2 protein-coding genes are annotated in these 2,079 nt (G+C 46.7%); one reads left to right on the top strand and one right to left on the bottom strand.

From position 1 onward, the window contains the following. Window positions 1-102: 102 nt before the first annotated feature. Window positions 103-459: a hypothetical protein gene (locus WCO51_12895; GenBank protein ID MEI6514151.1), complete on the bottom strand. Its 357-nt coding sequence runs from the start codon at window positions 457-459 to the stop codon at window positions 103-105. A gap of 482 nt (window positions 460-941) precedes the next feature. On the opposite strand from WCO51_12895, the gene WCO51_12890 reads away from it, so the two are divergent. After that, window positions 942-2,079: sigma 54-interacting transcriptional regulator (locus WCO51_12890; GenBank protein ID MEI6514150.1), on the top strand; the 1,138-nt coding region annotated here is incomplete at its 3' end.

The following is a 2,079-nucleotide window of genomic DNA, read 5'->3' as shown; positions in this document are numbered from 1 at the left end:
GCATAAAACGCCGCCTATCCTCAAATAATGCGCGCGGCGTGATTTCTGAGGACTTGACATGCGTTGGTTTATAGGATTTCATCGTTTTAGGTTTAGTAAAAATTAAAAGGTAATGACTTGAAAGCCATTGCTGATGAGTTTAACGAAGCTCATATTCGTTCCATAGTCCGACAAAATAGGGATGCCACAAGCCTTGATTGACTCAGTAGCATCATAAACCGTGGCGCAAAATCCACAAGCCCCAGCAATATTTTCTTTTATTGCCTGATAAGTATCATGTAACTGATGCTCGGGACGAGACATTTCGGCCAGCCATGTGGTTCCTAAACCTGAAAAAATCAGTTGTACCTCATCGTTATTTTCTTTAAGTTCCTTTACTGCCATCAGCGCGTTGACTATACGACCCATGCTGTCTTCCTGTTGTGTTCCCGCAAGAACTACGATTGCTACTTTGTTCATAATGATCCTTTAAACATAGAAGGTCTGATTAATCCTAAAAACAATAATTTGCTAAAGATATAAACCGTTTCATTGGCTTTGTTCGCATGTTCGTTGGCCTGGTCGGAATCGGCAAAGCCGACAGCGGGCAGGCATGACGCGATACACAGTGAGACGGCAGTAAGTTTGAAGGTGTTTTTCATAAGAATACTTTGATAAGGGTTGAAAGTGGGTAACATGTTAAGCAATAAACTGTGACAATTAGGTAACAGCAAGCACTGTGCCACTCGCGACAATTACTTGAAATAGTCCTGTTTTTCATGAGGATAGATTAATTCTATCGGATAATGCCGCCATGCTTCATCTGTCGATTTTCCACCATTAATTGTGGCAGCCACCAATAGTTGCGGCTTGGTTTGGTGGCAAGGTAAGAGTAAGATGTATCCGAGCATTTATCCTGACCTTCAATTCTACTTATGCCTAACAATTCCCCTAAAGAACCTTTGTTATCCGAACTGCCAGTATTACGGGCAATCGTAGAAGGCACCGCACAAGCCATTGGCGAAGACTTCTTTCAATTATTGGTGAAAAATCTGAGTCTTGCCACCGGTGCCGCCAACGCCTTCATTGCTCAATTTGCCGATGACAAAACCCGGGTGCGCACGCTGGCTTTCTGGATGGATGGCAAAATTATCGATAATCAGGAATGGGAACTGGAAGGGACACCGTGCAAAGACGTGATATACGGTAAATTCTGTCACTATCCGTCAGAAGTCTGGAAACTGTTCCCTAAATCACAAGGAATTGAAAGTTTTTTGGGCGTGCCGTTGCAGGATGTTGAGGGCAATGTACTAGGCCATTTGGCGATATTCGATTGCAGTCCCATGCCCGAAGAGCCGCAACTCTTATATACCTTTAAAATCTTTGCGGCGCGTGCAACTGCAGAACTCAGACGGATTCAAGCAGTGGATCAGCTTCGTCAAAGCGAAGAACGGTTTCGGGATTTGTTCGAGGCAGCACCAATTGCTTACGTACACGAGGATGTTGAATCCCGGTTCATTAGCGCTAACCGGGCGGCCAGGCAAATACTGGGCATTACGCCCGAACAAGTGCCGGGCATGGTGGGTATTTCTTTAGTGCCGGACACGCCGGATGCCCAGCGTCGTGTTAAAGAAGCCTTCGCGTCCATCGGCAAAGGCACCGATACCTCCGGTGTCGAACTGGAGTTGCGTCGCAAGGATAATGGCAAGCCCATCTGGATTCAGTGGTGGTCAAAACCCGATCCCGGTGGGTTGTATACGCGTACCATGTTTGTGGATATTACCGAACGGGTCCTGTTGGAGCAAGAACAATCCAGACTCAAAGCGCAGAATCTTTACTTACAGGAAGAAATCAAATCGGCGCATAATTTCGACGAGATTATCGGCCGCAGTCCGGCTCTTCAGTCGTTATTAAATCAGGTTCAGCGCGTTGCCATGACCGATGCATCGGTATTGATTCAGGGTGAATCCGGCACCGGCAAGGAATTGATTGCTCGCGCCATCCATTCCGCCAGCCACCGCAAAAACAACCCGCTGATCAAAGTCAATTGCGCGGCCTTGCCATCGGGACTGGTGGAAAGTGAGTTATTCGGCCATGAAA

The sequence above is a fragment of the bacterium genome, from assembly GCA_037131655.1.
Classification (GTDB): domain Bacteria; phylum Armatimonadota; class Fimbriimonadia; order Fimbriimonadales; family JBAXQP01; genus JBAXQP01.
Note: the sequence above shows the minus strand (reverse complement) of the source record. Positions and strands in the feature narration are given on the sequence as shown.

Bases quoted from the DNA above. Each gene is read 5' to 3' on its own strand.
- WCO51_12895 (MEI6514151.1), bottom strand. From the start codon at position 459: ATGAACAAAGTAGCAATCGTAGTTCTTGCGGGAACACAACAGGAAGAC.